The following is a 19,478-nucleotide window of genomic DNA, read 5'->3' on the forward strand; positions in this document are numbered from 1 at the left end:
CTTGTCGCGCCCACGCGGCAAAGCCGCATGTCGAATACAGCCCCGCGCCCCCTCGGGGCGCTCTCGTCACCCTTGATTCGTTGGTACCGGGCCCCATCTGAGGCGCAGGTACAGGGACACGCCCGCGGCGCCCAGGAGGGCGGCGCCGGCGATGGTCCAGGTGACCGGGCGGCCCGGGGTGTCGTGGCTCCGGGCCACGGAGGTCGTGACGGGCTCCGCCTCCGGGCCGGCCGGCGGGCCGGGGCGCAGGGCGTCCAGGGAGCCCACCGGGGCCACGTGCCCGGTCGCCTCGAAGCCCCAGTCCAGCAGCGTGCGGGCCTCCTCGTACACCGCGTGGCCGCCGCCCGACCGGGGGTTCATGACCGTCACCACGAGGGTGCGACCGTCCCGGCGTGCCGCGGCCACGAGGGTGTTGCCGGCGTCGCTGGTGTAGCCGTTCTTGATGCCGATCAGCCCTTCGTAGGGTTCGACGCCGTCCGCGCCGGTGAGCAGCCGGTTGGTGTTCACGATGCCGTACGAGCCGCCGTCGCGGGCCGGGAACAGCGCCTCGTGCCGGGCGCAGTACCGGACGAACTCGTCGTTGCGCAGCCCCGCCCGGCCGAACACCGCCAGGTCGTACGCCGACGACACCTGACCGGGTGCGTCGTAGCCGTCGGGTGACGTGACCCGGGTGTCGCGGGCGCCCAGCGCGCGGGCCTTGGCCTGCATCCGCTCGGCGGTGGCCCGCCAGCCCCCGCTGAGCGCGGCCAGCACGCGCACGGCGTCGTTGCCGGAACTGAGGAAGACCCCGTTCCACAGGTCGGACACCCGGTACGTACGGTTCTCCGCGACCCCGACGAGGCTGCTGCCGGGGCCGATGCCCGCCAGCTCCTCCTCGTCGACCCGGTGCCGGATGCCGGCCGGGAGGATCGGCAGCACGGTGAGCGCGAACAGCGTCTTGAGCGTGCTGGCCGGCGGCAGCCGGCGGTGCGCGTCGTGCGCCGCCAGTACGTCGCCGGTGCGGGCGTCGGCGACCAGCCACGACAGGGCGGACGGATCCGGGACCTCGGGTGCCCCCGGGAGCGGGCGGACGTGCGTGCCGGGCCGGTACAGCAGCGCCCCGGCCCTCACCCGCGGCCCGGGGTCGACGCCGGCGATCGCCGCGGCGGGCGCCGTCACCAGCAGGCCCGCCGCGCAGAGCACGCAGGCCGACACGATAGCCCGCGAAGTAAATCCGATAGTCATACCGCAAACGTAGGAAGGGACCCCCCGGACACCGCGCTGCCCCGGCCGGGGGCCGCCCGCGAGCACCCGGATGCCGCATGCCGACGGCGCCTCAGCCGCCCGGCAGGGTCGGCTGGACGCGCCGCAGGAACGCCGCGTTGTCGGGGGTCTCGCGCATCCGGCCCAGCAGGGTCTCCAGATCGGCCAGCCCGTCCCGCGACCGCAGCGCGCGTCGCAGTCCCCGTGCGGCGGTCGACTCGGCCGGAGTGAGCAGCAGTTCCTCGCGGCGGGTGCCCGATCCCGTGATGTCGACGGCGGGGAACAGCCGCCGCGCGGCGGCCTCGCGGCTCAGCCGGAACTCCATGTTGCCGGTGCTCTTGAGCTCCTCGAAATAGAACTCGTCGGCCCGGGAGCCGGTCTCCACCAGGGCCGAGGCGAGGATCGTGAGCGAGCCGCCCTCCTCGGCCTGCCGGGCGGAGCCGAAGAACCGCTTGGGCCCGAGCAGCGCGGAGGCGTCGACACCGCCGCTGAGGGTGCGGCCACCGGAGGCGGCCGCGTTGTTGTACGCCCGGCACAGCCGGGTCAGCGAGTCGAGGAGCACGACGACGTCCTCGCCCGCCTCGACCAGCCGCCTGGCCCGTTCGACGACCAGTTCGGCGAGCGCGATGTGCTCCTTGGCGGGCCGGTCGAAGGTCGAGGCGTACACCTCGCCGCGCACCGAGCGCCGCATGTCGGTGACCTCCTCGGGGCGTTCGTCGAGCAGCACCACCATCAGCCGGCACTCGGGGTGGTTGCCGGCGACGGCCGCCGCGAGCTGCTGGAGCAGGACGGTCTTGCCGGTCCTGGGCGGTGCCACGAGCAGCCCGCGCTGCCCCTTGCCGACCGGTGTGAGCAGATCGACGACCCGCCCGGCGAGGCCGGACGCCGGGTGCTCCAGGCGCAGCCGCCGGTGCGGGTGAAGCGGCGTCAGGTCGCGGAAGTGCCGCCGGGCGTGCGGCGCGCCGGGTGTGCGGCCCTCGACGCGGGTGACCTCGGTCAGGGCGCGCCGGTCGCCGCGCACGCCCTCCAGGAGGTCGCCCTTGCGCAGGCCGTGGCGGCGCAGCAGCGCGGGGGAGACGGACGGGTCGGAGGGGGAGGGCAGGCAGCTCTCCGCGCGCAGCCACCCCTTCCCGGCCGCGTCGATGTCCAGGACACCGGTGACGAGCTGGGGCCGCTGCCGTACGGGAGGGTGATCGAGTGTGGTGGTGGTCATGGGGGTCGGTCCTTTCGCGGACGACGGGCGGGAATGCGGTGGGAAGGAGGGGAACCGCGCGGGGAGGGCGGACACGCGCCTTGGGCGGCGGAGAGCAGCACCCCGGTCACGGCGGGAGGAGACCCTGCCGACGAGGTGGTGCGGGAAAGCCGTACGCCGGTCGGACACGACGGGCGGAAGCGGCGAACCGAAGTGATGTGCGAGGAGGAACTGGCACCGGCGCCCGGACAAGAGGGGGCGTAACACGAGTGCTGGGGAAACTGTACCACCCGGTGCGGTGGTGGGTAAGGAGAAGCGCGGTCCGTACGGACGACGGGCCCGCCGGTGACGACCGGCGGGCCCGTGTCGGAGTCTCGCTCCCGCGCGGGTTCAGGCGGGGTTCTCCCGTGCCTCCTGGGCGATCCGCTCGAACCGCGCCCCCATGGCCGCCGCGAGCGCCTGCGCACCCGACAGCGGACGCACCATCACGGTCAGCTCGTCGATGCGTCCGTCGTCGTCGACGTGGAGGAAGTCGCAGCCGTCGACCCGGCGGTCACCCACCCGCGCGGTGAACACGAGCGCGTGGTCACGGCCGTCGGCGTCGACGATCTCGCGCACATACCGGAAGTCCTCGAAGACCTCCGCCACCGCGCGCAGGATCGCCCCGGTGACCGCTCTGCCGCTGTACGGCTTGAACACGACCGGGCTGGTGAAGACGACGTCCTCCGCCAGCAGCGCCACGACGGCGTCGAGGTCATGGGCCTCCACCGCCTCCCGGAATGCGCGCATCGCGACTCCCATAGTCAACTTGTTGAATAGGTGCGGATGACAATAATCACCCGCTGCTAACGTGTCCACATGTCCCTGAAGTACGCCGTCCTGGCCGCCCTCCTGGAGGGAGAGGCCTCGGGCTACGAGCTGTCCAAGATCTTCGACGTCTCGTTCGCCAACTTCTGGGCCTGCACGCCCCAGCAGCTCTACCGGGAACTCGAGCGGCTGGCGGGGGACGGGCTCGTCGAGGCCCGGGTGGTACGGCAGGAACGGCGCCCGGACAAGCGGATGTTCACCCTCACCGAGGCCGGCCGCGACGACCTGCGCGCCTTCGCCGCCGAGCCGCCCCGGCGGCCCACCGCCATCCGCGACGAACTCCTGATCAAGATCCAGGCCATGGACGGTACGGACCCCGGGGCCACGGCCGCGCTGATCGAGGAACGGATGGCGTGGGCGCGCGGCAAACTCGCCCGCTACGCGCGCGTGCGCGAACGCCTGCTGGACGGCCGCTCCGAGGAGCAGTACCTGAGCGAGGCCGACCGGGTCGGACCGTACCTCACCCTGCTGGGCGGAGTCGCCTTCGAGGAGGAGAATCTGCGCTGGTGCGAGCGGGTGCTGACGGTGGTGCGCGGCCGTGCTCCCCTAGGCTGAGCGGATGTTCGGTCCCGAAGGCCCCCGGCTGCGCGAGCTCGCCGTCCAGGCGCTGTCGTCCGTGGAACGCGGCTACGACCTCCTCGCGCCGAAGTTCGACCACACCCCCTTCCGCACGCCCGACCCGGTGCTCGACGCCACCACGGAGGCGCTGCGGCGGGCAGGGCCCTTCGGGGCCGGGCTCGATCTGTGCTGCGGCACCGGCGCGGGCGTCGACGTGCTGCGGCAGGTGTGCCGGGGGAGCGTCACCGGAGTGGACTTCAGCACCGGCATGCTGACCGTCGCGCGGGAGCGCGTCCGGCCGCCGGGGCCGGTGACCGGCTGGGTGCGGGCGGACGCGCGGGCACTGCCGTTCGGCCCGGTCTTCGACCTCGTGGTCAGCTTCGGCGCGTTCGGCCACTTCCTGCCGCGTGAACTGCCCGGGCTGTTCGCGCAGGTCCACTCGGTGCTCCGGCCGGGCGGACGCTTCGTCTTCCCCGTGGTCGCGCCGCCCCGGCCGGGTTCGCTCACGTACGGGATGCTGCTGGGGTTCGACGCCGCGATGCGGGTGCGCAACGCGGTGTGGCGCCCGCCGTTCGTCATGTACTACCGCGCCTTCCGCTTCGGTGCCGTGCGGCGCGAGCTGACCCGGGCCGGGTTCCGGGTGGAGTCGTGGGCACTGCCCGGGTTCGGACGGCGCCGGGACGGCAGCCCGCGGGTCCGGCTGGTCGTCGCCGGACGCCCCGGACCCGGTCAGACCGCCGCCGGGACCGTGAACTCGTAGACCAGGACGTCCTCCCGGGCGTCCATGACGAGTTCGGTGATCTCCAGCGGGCGGGCGTACTGGTCGTGCACCCGCCGGGTGACCCGGACCGACGGCGTCCCCGCGACCGGCGCGATCGTGTCGCGGTGATGCAGGGTCAGGCCCGCCCGGCGCATCCAGTCGTAGGCCCGCCGCAGCTCCGCCGCGCCGGCGCCGTCGGCCCGGGCGCGATAGCGGCCCAGCTCCTCGACCTCCGCGAGCGCCACGGCGGAGAACGATGTCACCGCCGTCCGCAGCTCCCGCCCGTCGGCCGACGCCGACCGGTAGCGGTGCACCAGCGTCGGCCGGGCCGGGGCCACTCCCAGGGCCTCGGCGTGCCCGGGCGGCGGGGCCTCCCAGGTCACGGTGGCCCTGGTCGTCGCGCCCCGCTCGGCGCACCACGCGCCGAGCGGGAAACCGGACGACGCCGGCGTCTCCACCGGCAGGCCGGGCAGCGTGGCGTGGCTGCCCCGCCGGTCGGTGGCGACCAGTCCGTCACGGCGCAGCACCTGCAGCGCCTGCCGTACGGTCTCCCTGCTGACCTCGAAGTGCTCGGCCAGCCGCCGCTCGCCGGGGAGGCGTTCGCCCGGCGGAATCGTTCCGTCCCGCAGTTCGCCGAGCAACTCCGTGGCGATCCTCCGGTAGAGGGGCTCCCCTTCGGTGGGCGAGTGGTCGTGCGGGGTGGTGCGGGCCATGCCGCGCCTCCTGTGGGTGACGGTCCGTAGCCGTGCGGGCTCGTTGGGCCACCACACCTATCATTGGTCTACACCAGCAGGGAAGAACGGTCCGGCAGTTCGGCCGGAACCGTACGGTCCCCTCAGGCGTACGAGCGCATCCAGCGCAGCTTGGCCGCCTCCTGGAAGGGGCCGCCGCCCTCGTGGTCGTTGAAGTCGTACACCTCGATCGCCTTGTCGTCGTGCGCCCAGGCGTTGAAGGCCCCGAACACCGTCGAGGGCGGGCAGGTCTGGTCCTCCAGGGCCGCCGAGAACAGGGCGGGCGCGCTGCCGCGGGCGGCGAAGTGCACGCCGTCGAAGTAGGACAGCGTGCGCAGGACGTCCTCGAAGCGGCCGCGGTGCGTCTTGAGGTAGGAGCCGATCTCCCGGTACGGCTGCCGGTCGGTGAGCGTCGTCGCGCGCGGGAAGTCGCAGAGGAACGGCACGTCCGGCGCGACGCCGGCCAGGTCCGGGACCAGCCCGCCCACCGCGATGGTGATGCCCCCGCCCTGGCTGGCGCCCACGGCGACCGTACGGCTCGCGTCGGTCAGCGGGTGCGACCGCGCCGCCTCCACCGCCCGTACGGCGTCCGTGAACACCCGGCGGTAGTAGTAGTTCTCGGGGGCGTCGATGCCGCGCGTCATGAAACCGGGGTACGCCGGAGCGCCGCCCACCGGGTCCGCCGTACCGCCGCCGGCGCCCCAGGCGCTGCCCTGGCCCCGGGTGTCCATCACGAAGTGGGCCCGGCCCGTGGACGCCCACAGCAGGTGCTCGTGCGGCAGCCCGCGGCCACCGCCGTAGCCGATGAACTCCACCACCAGCGGCAGCGGGGCGTCGGCTCCGGCGGGCAGCACCAGCCAGCCCTTGACGGGGTGACCGCCGAACCCGGCGAACGTCACGTCGAAGACGCGCACCGTCGACAGCCCCGTGTCGACCGGCTCGAAGCGGGCGTCCAGATCGTGCTCGCGCGCCTCGTCGAGCGTCTTGGACCAGAACGCGTCGAAATCCTCGGGCGCGGTGGACGCGCTGCGGTACCCGCGCAGTTCGTCGAGGGGGAGGTCGAACAGGGCCATCAGGGACCGCCTTCGTGAAGAGACAGTGCGAAGCGATGACACCGTACGTGGATCACCGGCGCCATCGCCAGAGGCTCTGGGGAAAGTCCCAGGTGGTGGGCATGGAAAGCGATTGCCCCCAGAGGGGGTGGGAAGGGGTGGCCGCCGGCTCGGACGCCGCGGCGCGCGGCACCCGCGGAACAGCCCCGGCCGGGCACCCGGCCGGGGCTGTGCGAAACGGCGGGCGCCCCGACGGGGACGCCCCGGTCAGCCGAAGCGCTCGATACGGATGCGCTCCACGGGCTGACCGGCCGCCACGAGCAGCCTGGAGGCGTGCTCGGCGAAGGAGTTGGAGCCGCACACATAGGCCTCCCACCCACTGGGAGGCTGCTTGGCCAGGAGCGGCGCCACATGTGCGGCCGTCATACGTCCCACGGGCACACCTTCCGGGGCGCTGCGCGTGAACACCCGGGTCGTCTCCGAGCCGAACTCCCGCGCGTAGATCAGTTCCTCGGGGCTGCGGGCCGACACCAGCAGGCGCAGCGGCAGCCTCATGTCCCGGGTCCGGTGATACCGCACCATCGACATCAGCGGGACCACTCCGGAGCCGGCGCCCACCAGCAGCGCGGGCCGGTCGCCCGGCCAGGCGAAGAAGCCGCTGAGCGGGCCGCGCACCTCGACCCGGTCACCGGGGCGGGCCACCGTGTGGAACCAGCCCGAGACCTCGCCGCCCTCGACCCGGTCCAGGGTCAGCTCGAGGTGTCCGGAGTCGTCCGGCGCCGACGCGATCGAGTAGTGGCGCTGGGCCGCATAGCCGTCCTCGGCGGTCAGCCGCAGCAGCAGGTGCTGGCCGGGCACGTGCCCCGGCCAGCCGGGCACGGCGAACCGGAAGGTCGACGCCCGCGGGGTCTCGCGGCGGATCTCCGTCAGGGTCGCCGTCCGCCACACGGACGCGGTCTGCTCGTTCACGCCGATCCGCCCGGGCACCGCGAACCGCGTCGGCGGGGTGAAGCGCCCCGGTGCGGCCGGTGACGCCGGCGTCATGGGTGTCATCGATGTCGTCCGCTCAGTCACCGGAGTACCGCTGCTCCTCCCAGGGGTTGCCGCGCGCGTGGTAACCGTTGCCCTCCCAGAAGCCCGGCTCGTCGTGGTCGAGGAGCCGCAGCCCCGCGATCCACTTGGCGCTCTTCCAGAAGTACAGGTGCGGCACGATCAGCCGCGCCGGGCCGCCGTGCTCGGGAGGCAGCGGACGGCCGTCGTACTCCCAGGCGATCCAGGCCCGGCCGCCGGTCACGTCCGCGAGCGGCAGGCTGGTGGTGTAGCCGGTGTGCGCGTACGCGACCACATGGGTCGCCGACCCATGGGGCCGGACCACGTCGAGAAACGCGTCCAGGGAGACGCCGCCGAACCGCACCCCGAACTTCGACCAGCTCGTCACACAGTGGATGGCCCCCTCGTACGCCGAGGCCGGCAGCGCGTGCGCCTGCTCCCAGTCCCAGGTGCGGGGCTCCGCCACCAGCCCGTCGATCCGGAAGGTCCAGTCGGCGGGCGCCAGGTCGGGCGTGACCTCGGCGGACAGGACGGGCCATTCGTCGCCCGCGTCGTACTGACCCGGCGGCAGTCCGGGATGGTGCACGCGAGGGCGGCCGGTGAAGCCTCGGGTGATGTTCACGTGATCGGCGATTCCGTTGCGACTGGTGCTCAAGTGTTTTCCGTGTTCAACCGTACGCGGTGTCCGCGACCGGTGCGGTGCCAGGCCGGTCCCGGTCCCGCGGGCCGGTCCGCCGGGCGCCTGCGAAGGCCGTGCGGTGGTTCCCGGCCACCCGGGCCGGGCCGCTCCGGCACGGTCACCCGGCGGTCCACCGCCGGCCCGCCCGGCGCGCAAGGGCCGGGTCGCGGGGCGCCCGGAGGCTGCGGTGGTTCCCGGCCGCCCGGGGCCGCGCCGGCCGTCCTCCGTCGGCCGCACCGCCCGCACCCGGCGGCCCTCCGGACCCGGGCGCCGCCCGGCCGGGCCGGGCCGCTCCGGCACGGTCACCCGGCGGTCCACCGCCGGCCCGCCCGGCGCGCAAGGGCCGGGTCGGCGTCCCGGCCGGCCGCCGCCCGTCCCCGGCCGTCCGGGTGACGCGTACGACACCGGCGGCCGCCCGGGACACGCACGCCCGGCCGGCCTGCGGGCACGGCGGGCGCCGGCCGTCTTCCCGGTCCGGCCGGTCCCCGCGGCCTCGGCCGCCGTCCGCCCGCGCACACCTCCCTCCGCGGTCCCGGGTCCCGGATACGCCGTACGGCGGCGGTGATCGTCGGGTAGTGTGGCCGTCCGGCTGCGGACTGCCCCAGCCGGGGGATACCGAGGAGGTGAGACCCATTACCGCTGTGTCAGGTCGGGTGCTCTCCCCTCGAAGCGACGCGGACCACCGGCAGTAGGTGACCGCGAGAGCACCCTTCGGTTCCCGAAAGGCTCAACGCTCTTGCCGCACATGCCGTCTCCGTCGTCCTCCTCCTCCGCCGTCCCGCCGCCCCCGTCCCGGGACGCCGTCGTGGCCGCGCTCCGCGCCGCCGGTTGCGTCTTCGCCGAGGACGAGGCCGAGCTGATCCTCGCCGCCGCGCCCACCCCCCAGGACATCGCCCCGATGACCGAGCGCCGGGCGGCCGGACTGCCCCTCGAACTCGTCGTCGGCTGGGCCGAGTTCCACGGCCGGCGCATCACCGTGGAACCCGGTGTCTTCGTGCCCCGCCGCCGCACCGAGTTCCTCGTCGAACAGGCACTCGCCCAGGCGCCGGACGCGTCCGTCGTCGTGGACCTGTGCTGCGGCTCCGGCGCCGTCGGCGCGGCCCTGGCCGCCGGACTCGGCGCGGTCGAGCTGCACGCCGCCGACATCGACCCGGCCGCCGTGCGCTGTGCCCGCCGCAACGTCGCCGGACTCGGCGGACAGGTCCACACCGGCGACCTGTTCGCGGCGCTCCCCGGCGAGCTGCGGGGCCGCGTCGGCATCCTCGCGGCCAACGTGCCGTACGTGCCCAGCGACGAGATCGGCCTGCTGCCCCCGGAGGCCCGCGACCACGAGCCGCTGGTCGCGCTCGACGGCGGCGCGGACGGCCTCGACGTACTGCGCAGGGTCGCCGCCGGGGCGCCCGGCTGGCTCGCGCCGGGCGGCTGCCTCCTGGTGGAGACCAGCAGCCGGCAGGCCCCCGCAGCCGTCGGCGTCTTCACCGCCGCCGGCCTGCGGACCCGCCTGGCCGTCTCCGACGAGCGGTACGCCCATGTCGTGATCGGTGTGAGGTCTTAGCAGGGGGTGCCGTCCGGATCCTGCCGGGGCGCGGGTCCCGGCACCGCACCTCGCCGTGTCGCCGTCGGGCGCCGGGGCCCGGCCCCGGCGCCCCGCGCTGCTCCCCACTGACTGAAGGGCGCGGAAGGGACCCCGGCCACCGGAGCCGGCCTGGTCCGAACGACACCCGGGACCGCTCAGGGACCCGGTGTCGTCGCGCGGGCGATGAGGAGGGCCACGTCGTCGAAGTTGTCGGGTTCGTGCAGGGTGCGCAGGAGGAGGTCGCAGACCTCCTCCAGGGAGTGGCCGGGGCGGTCCAGCAGGGCCAGCAGCCGGTCCAGGCGTTCGTCCAGCGGATGCCGGCGCGTCTCGACGAGACCGTCGGTGTAGAGCGCCAGCAGGTCGCCCGGTTCCAGCTCCACGACGGTGGTGGAGAAGGGCACCCCGCCCACCCCCAGCGGCACGCCGGTGGGCAGGTCGAGCAGTTCGGGCGCGTGGCCGGCCCGCACCCGGGCCGGGGGCAGGTGCCCGGCGTTGGCGATCGCGCACCGCCGCTCACGGGGATCGTGGACGACGTAGACACAGGTGGCGATCGCCTGGTCCAGGCCGCTGGTGATCCGGTCCAGGTGCTCCAGGAGGACGGCCGGATCGAGGCCGAGGGAGGCGAGGGTGTGGGTGGCCGTGCGCAGCCGCCCCATGGTGGCCGCCGCGGGGATGCCGCTGCCCATCACGTCCCCCACGACGAGGGCCGTCCTGTCGTCCTCCAGCGGGATCACGTCGAACCAGTCGCCGCCGACCTCGCTGGTGGCGCCCGCCGGCTGGTAGCGGGAGGCGACCTCGAGGCCGCCCGTCACGGGCGGGTGGCTCGGCAGCAGACTGCGCTGCAGGGTGAGGGCGGTGTCGCGGGCGTTCTGGTACCAGCGGGCGTTGTCGATCTGCACGGCCGCGCGGGAGGCCAGCTCCCGCGCGAGCAGCAGATCGTCCTCGTCGAACGGGAGGGGGTTGCGCGTGCGGATGAGGTCGAGGGCGCCCAGCACCTCCCCGCGCGCGATCAGCGGTACGGCCAGATACGAGTGGACCCCCGCCCGCGCCAGCAGCGCGGCCGCCTCCGGGGAACGGGCGATCCGCGCCAGGTCCTCGTCCTTGGTCCGCGGCACCATCACCGGCAGCCCGGTGCGCACGCACTCGGTGATCAGCCGGTCCGGCGCGTACCGGGCCACCCGGCCCGGCGGGTCGGCCGCCGCCGGCACCTCGGCCGCCTCGTCCACCGCGCGCACCGCCAGCGCCCGGATCACCGCCGGCTCGGCGGGGCCGAGGGTGCTGCGACGGCCCCGCACCACCGCGTCCAGCAGATCCACCGCCGCCGCGTCGGCCAGCTCCGGCACGGCCACGTCGGCCAGTTCACCGGCCGTACGGTCCAGGTCCAGGGTGGTGCCGATCCGGGCGGTGGCGTCGGCGATCACGGCGAGCCGCCGCCGCGCGGTCTCGGCCTCGGCGTTCGCCCGGTGCTGCTCGGTGACGTCCACCACCGACACGGCCACGCCCAGCACCGTGCCGAGCGCGTTCTCCAGGCGGTACAGCGAGACCGACCAGGCGTGGTCCTCGTCCGGATCGGCCGGGGTACGGCCGGTCATGGGCCGGTCGACCACGGGCCGGCCGGTGTCCAGGACCCGGCGCGCACCGGCCTCCAGCTCCCCGGTGTCCACCAGTGGCAGCACCTCGCGGACCGTGCGGCCCAGATGCTCCTCGGCCGGGATGCCGTTGATCTGCTCCAGCGCCGGATTCACCGACACGTAGCGCAGACCGGTGTCCAGCACGGCCAGCCCGATGGGGGACTGGGCGACGATCCGGGTCGACAGGGCCACGTCCTGTTCCAGCCGGCGCACGGTCGACCGGTCCACCGCCAGACCGAGGGCGTACACGTTCCCCCGGGCGTCCAGCAGCCGCATGTTGCGGAACTCCACCAATCGGGTGTCGCCGTCCTTGCGGCGGATCGGGAAGGCCCCGGCCCAGCTCCGTCCGGTGCGCATGACGTCGGCGAAGAGCTTCACCACGAGGTCCAGGTGCTCCTCGTGCACCATGATCCGGGCGGCGTACTGGCCCAGCGCCTCCCGTGCGCCGTACCCGAACAGCTCCTCGGCCTGGGGGCTCCACAGCACGATCCGCCCCTCGGCGTCCAGGACCACCGAGGCCACCCGCAGTACGTCGAGCAGCCCGCTGGGACGCACCGGCCCGCGCACCGGCCCGTCGCCGTCGGCCGGGGGTGACCCCGCTGCACTCATCGCACGCCCCGCCTTCACCGATTCCCGCGGCACGTCGTCACCGTGCCGCCACCCCTTGTTCTGCCGCGCGCGGGGTTGATTCTCCGCCGCTCCTGCCGTCCGGTTCCAGCTTCTCCCACCATCGGGACGGGCGCCCGTGAAGCCGTCCCGCCGTGGCAGCGGCGCGGGTAGTGCTCTTCGCCGGGTGGTGCTTTGCTGAGTGAGGGGCGGGGGACGCGTGGGCCACGAGAGGAGCGATCACGATGGGCAGTGAGCGACCGCACCCGGAGTCCGTCTCGGTCGAGATCAGCGGATGCAGCAAGGACGACGCCCGGATCGTGTTCGACACGCTGTGCGCGTGCTTCACGTCCGACCGGTGCTCCGACGACGTACCGGAGGAGTTCTCCGAGACCCGCCCGACGGTCTGGCTCGGCACCTTCGACGTCGCCGACGCGCACGAGGGCGCCCGGCCCGAGGTCCGGCTGGCCTCGTCGGTCGACGCCGACGCGCACGGCGGCTACTGGGCGATCGACCGGTTCCGTACGACCCTGGGCTCCCTGTTCACGGTGCACGACCTGAGCACGGTCCCCGGCGACCAGGAGAAGGAGCTGCACGTACGCCTCGAAAGCCGGTGACGTTCCCGGCGCCGTGTGCCCTCCGTCTCTTATGCAACTAGTTGCATAAGACGGTGCGCGTGCCTTACAACTATAGGCACGACACCGCGCACGGAGGGCCCGATGAGCTGTTACCCCCACCTGCTGACCCCCCTCGACCTGGGCTTCACCACCCTGCCCAACCGGGTCCTCATGGGCTCCATGCACGTGGGCCTGGAGGAGGCCGAGGGCGGCTTCTCCCGCATGGCCGAGTTCTACGCCGCCCGCGCCCGCGGCGGGGTCGGCCTCATCGTCACCGGCGGCATCGCCCCCAACGACGAGGGACGGCCCTACGAGGGCGGCGCGAAGCTCACCACCGAGGCCGAGGCGGATCAGCACCGGACCGTCACCGACGCCGTGCACCGCGAGGGCGGGCGCATCGCGATGCAGATCCTGCACTTCGGCCGGTACGCCTACCACCGGGACCTGGTCGCCCCCAGCCCCGTCCAGGCACCGATCAGTCCCTCCCTGCCCCGCGAGCTGACCGACGCCGAGGTCGAGCGCACCGTCGACGACTACGCACGTGCCGCGCGCCTCGCCCGGCGGGCCGGCTACGACGGCGTCGAGATCATGGGCTCCGAGGGCTACCTGATCAACGAGTTCATCGCCACGCGGACCAACCACCGTACCGACCGCTGGGGCGGCTCCTACGAGAACCGCATGCGCTTCCCCGTCGAGATCGTCCGCCGGGTGCGCGAGGCGGTCGGCGAGGACTTCATCGTCATCTACCGGCTCTCCATGCTCGACCTCGTGCCCGGCGGCTCCACCCTGGACGAGGTGATCACCCTGGCCAGGGCGGTCGAGGAGGCCGGCGCCACGATCATCAACACCGGCATCGGCTGGCACGAGGCCCGCATCCCCACCATCGCCACCTCCGTCCCGCGCGGCGCCTACACCTGGGTCACCAAGCGCCTCATGGGCGAGGTGTCCGTCCCGCTCGTCACCACCAACCGCATCAACACCCCCGAACTCGCCGAGCGACTGCTCGCCGAGGGCTGCGCGGACATGGTGTCGATGGCCCGCCCGATGCTCGCCGACCCCGACTTCGTCGCCAAGGCCGCGGCCGGCCGCCCCGAGGCGATCAACACCTGCATCGGCTGCAACCAGGCCTGCCTCGACCACACCTTCAGCGGGCAGATCACCTCCTGCCTGGTCAACCCGCGCGCCTGCCACGAGACCGAGCTGGTCCTCTCCCCGACCCGCCGCCGCAAGCGCGTCGCCGTCGTCGGCGCGGGACCGGCCGGCCTCGCCTGTGCGGTGAGCGCCGCCGAACGCGGCCACCACGTCACCCTGTTCGACGCCGCCGGCGAGATCGGCGGCCAGCTCAACGTGGCCCGCAAGGTCCCCGGCAAGCAGGAGTTCGACGAGACCCTGCGCTACTTCCGCACCCGCCTCGCCGAACTGGCCGTCGACGTACGCCTCGACACGCGCGTCACCGCCGACGACGTGGCCGGGTACGACGAGACCGTCGTCGCCACCGGCGTCACCCCGCGCGTCCCCGACATCCCCGGCGTCGACCACAGAAGCGTCCTCGGCTACCTCGACGTCCTCCGCGACGGCGCTCCCGTCGGCGACCGGGTCGCGGTCCTCGGCGCGGGCGGCATCGGCTTCGACGTCGCCGAGTTCCTCACCGACGGCGGCGACAAGGCGCACGAGGACCCCGAGACGTACTTCCGCCAGTGGGGCGTCGACCCCGACTACCGCGCCCCCGGCGGCCTCGCCGCACCCGAACGGCCCGCCCCGCCGCGCACCGTCCACCTGCTGCAGCGCAAGACGTCCAAGGTCGGCGCCGGCCTCGGCAGGACCACCGGCTGGATCCACCGCACCGAACTCAAGCACCGCGGCGTCACCATGGTCCCGGGCGTGCGCTACGACCGGATCGACGACGCCGGACTGCACGTCACCGTCGACGGCGAGAGCACCGTCCTGGAGGTCGACACCGTCGTCCTGTGCACCGGCCAGGAGCCGCGCCGCGACCTGTACGAGGAACTGGTCGCCGCCGGACGGTCCGTCCACCTGATCGGCGGCGCCGACGTGGCCGCCGAGCTGGACGCCAAGCGCGCCATCAAGCAGGGCACGGAGCTGGCGGCGGCGCTGTAGGCCCTGCCGTCGGCGTCCCGCCCACCCGGCGGTGTCCCGCCCGGCGGTGTCCCGCCTGCCCGGCGGCGTCCGGGCAGGGCGCGGCCCGTCCCTAGGATGAGCCCATGTCACTCCCGCACGCGATCCTCACCGCCCTGCTCGAGAAGCCGTCGTCGGGGCTGGAGCTGACCCGCCGGTTCGACCGGTCGATCGGCTACTTCTGGTCCGCGACGCACCAGCAGATCTATCGCGAGCTGGGGAAACTGGAGGCCGAGGGCCTGATCCGGGCCCTCCCCTCCGAGCAGCCGGCCCGGGGACAGAAGAAGGCGTACGAGGTCCTGCCGGCGGGACGCGCGGAACTGGCCCGCTGGACCTCTGCGTCCCAGGACCCCAAGCCGCACCGCGACGCGATGCTGCTGCGGCTGAGGGCGGCGGCCGTGGTCGGCACCGCGGGCCTGGCGGCCGACCTGCGGCGCCACCGGGAGCTGCACGAGCGCCAGTTGGCGGAGTACCGGGAGATCGAGCGGCGCGACTTCCCGCCCGGCAAGGACGGACCGGAGGACCGGCTGCGCCATCTGGTGCTGCGGGCCGGTATCGACCTGGAGACCTTCTGGACCCAGTGGCTCGATCACGCGCTGGCGGAGTTCGCCCGGCTGCCGGACGCCGGCGGCTCCGGGGACCCGGTCGCGCGGGAGGCGTGACACCGCGCGGGGTCGACGCCGGCCGCCCGCCCGGAGCGCGTCGGACGTGACGGCGGCCGGCGCCGGGTCTAGAAGTGGCGCGGGGTGCCGCGGCGGCGCAGGTACCAGGCCGTGGCGACGATCCCCGTGCCGACCAGTGCGCCGCCCGCCACCAGCGTGACCGTGCCGTAGTCCGTCGAACCGCCGCCGATGCCGCCCATCACCCCGAGGGACGGCGAGGCCGTGGGCGACACCGACGGACCGGGAGCCGTGGAGACGACGACGGACTGCGTGCCCGCCGTGCTGCCGTTCGAGCACACCACGACCACCGTGTACGTGCCCGGAGCGACATTCGACCAGGCGGCGGACTGTCCCGAACCGCTCCCCGAAAGCGCCACCTGACGGCCCTGCGAGAAGCTCGTCTGGCCGCTGCTGAGCAGCGAGGCGGTGCCCCAGTGGCCGTTGACCTGGGTGCACGAACTGGTGCTCACCGAGACCGTCGACCCGGTGGTGCTGACGGAGATCCCGACCGCGGCGGCCGGCCCGGCCAGGGTCAGCGCGAGCGCGGCGGTGGCGGCCGCGGTCGGACCGGAGCGGAGCAGTGGCTTCGAGGTGCGCATGTGGACTGCTTTCCGGCGGCACGGCCGGCGGTACATCCCTTGCGCCGCCGAGGTCGGGGAGCGCCCGTGCTGCCACGAGGCAAGCCAACGGGCACCCGGACCGGCGCGCACTCCGGCGGCATCCGGGCAGGTGACGGCTTCCTCCGGGCGGCCGACTCCGGGGCCGGGTCAGCGCCCGGCGCCCGTCGTCACCGTGCGCTCGGCCGAGAAGCCGCCCCAGGTGCCGTCCGGCAGCATCGCCCGGATCCGCACCCGGTGGGTGACCCCGGCCTCCCGGCCGGCGTAGAAGCGGTATGTCGCCCGGTCGCGCGGCGCGTCACCGCCGTAGACGAGCGAGGTGGCGGTGCGGCCGTCCAGGCGCACCTCGTACTCGGTGACCACCCCGCCGACGCGCGGCGGCACCCAGTGCAGGACGATGTGGTACGCGCCGTCGGACCGTTCGCTCGTGGCCCGGAAACCGGTGGGAGCGCCGGTCAGGCCGTCCGCGCCGCCCGCGGTGGTGAGGCGGACGGCGGCACCGGCCGGGGAGAGGTTGTCGGCCGCGTCCCGGGCCCGGACCGTGAAGGAGTAGCGGGTGCCCGGCCGCAGCCCCGTCACCACGGCGGCCGTCTGGTTCCCGCCCACACTGTGGATCTTCGTTCCGCCCTGGTAGATGGTGTACGACACCACACCCCGGTCGTCCTTCGAGGCGGACCACGACAACTGGACCGCCCGGTTCCCGGCGGCCCGGCCGCGGAGCCCCGCCGGGCGGGTGGGGGCGGTGCCGTCGGCCGTGGTCGCCCCGGGTGTCGTCGCCCGGACCTCCCGGCTGCGCGGTCCGAGCCGCCCGTCCGCGTCCCGGGCCCGTACCGTGAACACATAGGTGGTCGCGGGGCGGAGCCTGGTGACGTCCACCATGTGCTCGGCACCGGGCACTTCTTTCACCTTTGTGGTGCCCCGATATACCTCGTACCGGCTCACCTCGGCGGCGGCGGCGACCGCGTTCCACATGACGTGCACGCTGGTGGCGCTGCCCGCCTCGGCCGTGACACCGGTCGGCGCTCCGGGCGGCCGTTCACCGGCACCGGGGTCGTCCGAGCCTCCCCAGCGGCAGGAGGTGAGCAGCAGGAGAATCCCGCCGAGCGCGAGAAGGCGACGCGGGGACACGGCTGGGGGAACGCCACGCACGACTCTGCCTCCCGGGGCGGTACACGAAACCGCTCGAACAATGGTCCGTACCAATATGGCCGGGGTGACGCGATCACATCAAGGGGGCGGGGTGGGGAGTGCTCGCACGCATTACGTATGCTGAAGTCCGAACGGACTGAACCGCCCCTTGAGGAAAGGGAGTTCGGGTCCGTGGCGCGGACCGCTGTCGTCGCAGATCCCGCGCCGGCGCAGGTGGCCGGACGGCCCGGGTCGACCCGGACCCGGGCCCCGGCCCCTTGTCGCGGTCGCTGGTGCGATCGTGCCCCGTCCGGCCCTGTCGAGGCCTTCATGCCCCTATATCGGGGCGAAATGGTGCAAAGTGCCCGTGAGTGTGCGCCCGTGACCCCGACGAGAGGCCCCCTTGATCGTGTCCCGTGTCCAGTCGCTCACCCTGGCCATGGCCGGTGTCGCCCTGCTGGCCCCCTCGGCACCCCCCACCACCGCACCCCAGCCCCGCACCGAACCGGCCGCACGACGCACGGCCCCGGCCCCCGCCGCGCCGGCCGGGGTACGCACGGCCCCGGCCCCCGCCGCGCCGGCCGGGGTACGCACGGATCCGGCCCAGCGGCGCGCGACCCCGGCCCCCGCCGCCACCGCGCGGGCCGGGACACGCACCGAACCGGCCGCACGGCACACGGATCCGGCCCCCACCGCCACCACGCCGGACGAGGCGCCCGCCGACGGACCGGCCGCGCGGCGCACGGCCCCCGTCTCCGCCGCCGACCTGCTGGCCAAGGTGCGCACCTGCGTCCCCGTCTCCCGCGGCCGCTACCGCGAGGACCACGGCGCCAAGGCCACCGTCCCGGTGTGCGGCACCCGCGACACCGTGTTCTGGAAGGCCGACATGGACATCGACTGCGACGGCCGTCCCGGTCCCCGCTGCAACGCCCGCACCGACCCCTACTTCTCCTCCTCCACGGCCTTCGCCCAGTCCGACGGACGCCCGCTGAGCTCCGAGGAGACCCCCTACGTGGTGGTGCCCGCGCCCAGCACCGTGTGGAACCACCGGTCCCACGGCGTGCGCGGCGGATCGGTCATGGCGGTGGTGTACCGCGACCGCGTGCGGTACGCGGTCGTCGGCGACACCGGCCCCGCCGACGTCATCGGCGAGGCGTCCTACGCCATGGCCGAGTCGCTCGGCATCGACCCCGACCCGCGCAGCGGCGGCACGCCCTCCGGCGTCACCTACATCGTGTTCAAGAACAGCCGGGTGACCCCCATCGAGGATCACCGGGCCGCGGTGACGGCAGGGGAACGGCTGGCCCGGCGGTTCGTGGACGCGGACGGCTGAACCGGCCGGGCGCCGCCGCCCTCCTCACACCTTCCGGTACGTGTACGCCTCCACGGCCGCCGCCTCCACCGCCGCCAGGTCCGCCCCCGTGGCGGCCGTGACCACCGCGGCCACCGCGCCCTCCACGAACGGCGCGTCCACCAGCCTGGTGTGCTCGGGGAGTTCGTCACCCTCGGCGAGCAGCGCCTTCACGGTGAGCACCGCGCTGCCCAGATCGGCGAGCACGGCCACCCCCGCCCCGCGGTCCACGGACGCGGCCGCCGCGGCGATCAGCTCGGCGCTCGTGCCCAGCCCGCCGCCCTCGGTGCCGCCCGCCGGCGCCACGGGAACCGCCCCGCCGGCGCCCGCCAGACCCTGCGCCAGCTCCGCCACCGCCGCGGCCACCGCCGCGCTGTGCGACACCAGCACGATCCCCACCGGCCTCCCGTCACTCACCGCCGGCCTCCACGAGCCCGGCGATCAGCAGCGCCGCCGACGTGGCCCCCGGATCCTGGTGCCCGATGCTGCGCTCACCCAGATAACTGGCCCTGCCCTTGCGCGCCCGCAACGGAGTCGTCGCCACGGCACCCTCCTCGGCGGCGTCGCGCGCGGCGGCGAAGGAGTCACCGAGGGCGTCCACCGCGGGTACCAGCGCGTCGATCATCGTCTTGTCGCCCGGTGCCGCACCGCCGAGCTGCCGCACCGCGTCGACGCCGGCGCGCAGCGCCTCGGCCAGTTGTCGCCCGTCCACCTCGGCGGCGTCCCCGAGCGCCTTGCCGGTGCGGCGCAGCAGCGTCCCGTACAGCGGACCGGACGCACCGCCCACCGTCGAGATGAGCAGCCGCCCGGCCCGGGTCAGCACCGCTCCCGGCGTGGCGGGCGGCTCCTTGTCCAGCGCGTCCCTCACCGCCCGGAACCCGCGCTGCAGGTTGCTGCCGTGATCGGCGTCCCCGATCGGCGAGTCGAGCGCGGTGAGCCGCTCCGCCTCGCGGTCCACGGACGCGGCGGTGGCCGTCATCCAACGGCGGAAGAAGTCGGCGTCGAGCACGGGAACTCCTCGTG

At 74.4% G+C, this 19,478-nt stretch carries 19 protein-coding genes; 7 read left to right on the forward strand and 12 right to left on the reverse strand.

Going from position 1 to position 19,478, the window contains the following annotated elements; all coding sequences use genetic code 11:
- Positions 1–66: 66 nt before the first annotated feature.
- The 3 genes from ACF1DX_RS31725 to ACF1DX_RS31735 all read right to left on the reverse strand — a co-directional run bounded on the left by ACF1DX_RS31725 (position 67) and on the right by ACF1DX_RS31735 (position 3,223).
- Complete coding sequence (locus ACF1DX_RS31725) at positions 67–1,224, reverse strand: D-alanyl-D-alanine carboxypeptidase family protein (RefSeq protein ID WP_391794593.1); 1,158 nt, start codon at positions 1,222–1,224, stop codon at positions 67–69.
- Positions 1,225–1,315: 91 nt separating this feature from the next.
- Positions 1,316–2,455, reverse strand: a complete 1,140-nt coding sequence (rho, locus tag ACF1DX_RS31730) for a transcription termination factor Rho (protein WP_391794594.1) — start codon at positions 2,453–2,455, stop codon at positions 1,316–1,318.
- 369 nt (positions 2,456–2,824) lie between these two features.
- The gene (locus ACF1DX_RS31735) at positions 2,825–3,223 is read right to left on the reverse strand and encodes a nuclear transport factor 2 family protein (protein WP_391794595.1); all 399 of its coding nucleotides are present in this window, start codon (positions 3,221–3,223) and stop codon (positions 2,825–2,827) included.
- 69 nt (positions 3,224–3,292) lie between these two features.
- Here ACF1DX_RS31735 and ACF1DX_RS31740 point away from each other — a divergent pair, with 69 nt between their 5' ends.
- Together ACF1DX_RS31740 and ACF1DX_RS31745 are read left to right on the forward strand one after the other, a co-directional pair.
- Positions 3,293–3,856: a PadR family transcriptional regulator gene (locus ACF1DX_RS31740; protein ID WP_391794596.1), complete on the forward strand. Its 564-nt coding sequence runs from the start codon at positions 3,293–3,295 to the stop codon at positions 3,854–3,856.
- A 4-nt stretch (positions 3,857–3,860) separates the two neighbouring features.
- A complete protein-coding gene (locus tag ACF1DX_RS31745; RefSeq protein WP_391794597.1) occupies positions 3,861–4,619 on the forward strand; it encodes a methyltransferase domain-containing protein in 759 nt (252 codons plus the stop codon).
- Here the strand turns inward: ACF1DX_RS31745 and ACF1DX_RS31750 are convergent.
- From ACF1DX_RS31750 to ACF1DX_RS31765, 4 genes are all read right to left on the reverse strand, one after another.
- Positions 4,589–5,332, reverse strand: a complete 744-nt coding sequence (locus ACF1DX_RS31750; protein ID WP_391794598.1) for a GntR family transcriptional regulator — start codon at positions 5,330–5,332, stop codon at positions 4,589–4,591. The two genes, ACF1DX_RS31745 and ACF1DX_RS31750, sit on opposite strands and share 31 nt — an antisense overlap.
- A gap of 122 nt (positions 5,333–5,454) precedes the next feature.
- On the reverse strand, positions 5,455–6,423 hold the full coding sequence (locus ACF1DX_RS31755; RefSeq protein WP_391794599.1) for an acetylxylan esterase: 969 nt from the start codon (positions 6,421–6,423) through the stop codon (positions 5,455–5,457).
- 246 nt (positions 6,424–6,669) lie between these two features.
- Entirely contained in the window at positions 6,670–7,446 is a 777-nt protein-coding gene (locus ACF1DX_RS31760) for a ferredoxin reductase (protein WP_391794714.1), read from the reverse strand.
- 22 nt (positions 7,447–7,468) lie between these two features.
- Positions 7,469–8,074, reverse strand: coding sequence for a sulfite oxidase-like oxidoreductase (locus tag ACF1DX_RS31765; protein ID WP_391794600.1), 606 nt, complete (start codon positions 8,072–8,074; stop codon positions 7,469–7,471).
- An 802-nt stretch (positions 8,075–8,876) separates the two neighbouring features.
- On the opposite strand from ACF1DX_RS31765, the gene ACF1DX_RS31770 reads away from it, so the two are divergent.
- Complete coding sequence (locus ACF1DX_RS31770; protein WP_391794601.1) at positions 8,877–9,686, forward strand: putative protein N(5)-glutamine methyltransferase; 810 nt, start codon at positions 8,877–8,879, stop codon at positions 9,684–9,686.
- A 176-nt stretch (positions 9,687–9,862) separates the two neighbouring features.
- Here the strand turns inward: ACF1DX_RS31770 and ACF1DX_RS31775 are convergent, their stop codons facing one another.
- Complete coding sequence (locus ACF1DX_RS31775) at positions 9,863–11,947, reverse strand: SpoIIE family protein phosphatase (protein ID WP_391794602.1); 2,085 nt, start codon at positions 11,945–11,947, stop codon at positions 9,863–9,865.
- Between the two features lie 242 nt (positions 11,948–12,189).
- On the opposite strand from ACF1DX_RS31775, the gene ACF1DX_RS31780 reads away from it, so the two are divergent.
- The 3 genes from ACF1DX_RS31780 (at position 12,190) to ACF1DX_RS31790 (ending at position 15,359) form a co-directional block, all read left to right on the forward strand.
- The gene (locus ACF1DX_RS31780; protein ID WP_030862795.1) at positions 12,190–12,561 is read left to right on the forward strand and encodes a hypothetical protein; all 372 of its coding nucleotides are present in this window, start codon (positions 12,190–12,192) and stop codon (positions 12,559–12,561) included.
- Positions 12,562–12,663: 102 nt separating this feature from the next.
- Positions 12,664–14,679, forward strand: coding sequence for an FAD-dependent oxidoreductase (locus ACF1DX_RS31785; RefSeq protein ID WP_391794603.1), 2,016 nt, complete (start codon positions 12,664–12,666; stop codon positions 14,677–14,679).
- Between the two features lie 104 nt (positions 14,680–14,783).
- Positions 14,784–15,359 carry a PadR family transcriptional regulator gene (locus ACF1DX_RS31790; protein WP_391794604.1) on the forward strand — a complete coding sequence of 192 codons (576 nt, stop codon included), beginning with the start codon at positions 14,784–14,786 and terminating at the stop codon, positions 15,357–15,359.
- A 68-nt stretch (positions 15,360–15,427) separates the two neighbouring features.
- Here the strand turns inward: ACF1DX_RS31790 and ACF1DX_RS31795 are convergent, their stop codons facing one another.
- Together ACF1DX_RS31795 and ACF1DX_RS31800 are read right to left on the reverse strand one after the other, a co-directional pair.
- Positions 15,428–15,958, reverse strand: coding sequence for a hypothetical protein (locus ACF1DX_RS31795; RefSeq protein WP_391794605.1), 531 nt, complete (start codon positions 15,956–15,958; stop codon positions 15,428–15,430).
- Positions 15,959–16,126: 168 nt separating this feature from the next.
- Positions 16,127–17,125 (reverse strand): fibronectin type III domain-containing protein, encoded by a 999-nt coding sequence (locus tag ACF1DX_RS31800; RefSeq protein ID WP_391794606.1) that lies wholly within the window; start codon positions 17,123–17,125, stop codon positions 16,127–16,129.
- A 388-nt stretch (positions 17,126–17,513) separates the two neighbouring features.
- Here ACF1DX_RS31800 and ACF1DX_RS31805 point away from each other — a divergent pair, with 388 nt between their 5' ends.
- Positions 17,514–18,437 carry a glycoside hydrolase family 75 protein gene (locus ACF1DX_RS31805; protein ID WP_391794715.1) on the forward strand — a complete coding sequence of 308 codons (924 nt, stop codon included), beginning with the start codon at positions 17,514–17,516 and terminating at the stop codon, positions 18,435–18,437.
- Positions 18,438–18,461: 24 nt separating this feature from the next.
- Here ACF1DX_RS31805 and ACF1DX_RS31810 read toward each other — a convergent pair whose 3' ends face one another.
- Entirely contained in the window at positions 18,462–18,872 is a 411-nt protein-coding gene (locus ACF1DX_RS31810) for a PTS fructose transporter subunit IIA (RefSeq protein WP_391794607.1), read from the reverse strand.
- Complete coding sequence (dhaL, locus tag ACF1DX_RS31815; protein ID WP_391794716.1) at positions 18,865–19,464, reverse strand: dihydroxyacetone kinase subunit DhaL; 600 nt, start codon at positions 19,462–19,464, stop codon at positions 18,865–18,867. Before dhaL ends, ACF1DX_RS31810 begins: the two co-directional genes overlap by 8 nt.
- Positions 19,465–19,478: the final 14 nt, after the last annotated feature.

The organism is Streptomyces sp. NPDC014676 (assembly GCF_043084105.1).
GTDB lineage: Bacteria > Actinomycetota > Actinomycetes > Streptomycetales > Streptomycetaceae > Streptomyces.